Source organism: Bacillus cereus group sp. BfR-BA-01381 (assembly GCF_022663555.1).
GTDB lineage: Bacteria > Bacillota > Bacilli > Bacillales > Bacillaceae_G > Bacillus_A > Bacillus_A pacificus.
This window is the reverse complement of the sequence record NZ_JAKUFR010000328.1, coordinates 1-234: the sequence shown is the minus strand read 5'-3', so window position 1 is coordinate 234 and position 234 is coordinate 1. Positions and strand designations below refer to the sequence as shown.

Sequence of the window (234 nt, the reverse complement as noted above, 5' to 3'; positions counted from 1 at the left end):
CAAGAGGAATCGCTCTTTGAGAAAGCTGAAGAGGCGGCGCAAGAGGAATCGCTCTTTGAGAAAGCTGAAGAGGCGGCGCAAGAGGAATCGCTCTTTGAGAAAGCTGAAGAGGCGGCGCAAGAGGAATCACTCTTTGAGAAAGCTGAAGAGGCGGCGCAAGAGGAATCACCTGTCATTATGGATATGCCTTTCCCCTGGGAGATGGAAAACACTGATCATATCTTTTTGAAAGAG

The 234-nt window shown here is 49.1% G+C and carries 1 pseudogene; it reads left to right on the top strand.

The window, feature by feature from the left end:
• Positions 1-234 (top strand): annotated as a pseudogene (locus MR079_RS28910) (hypothetical protein); the annotation flags it as partial.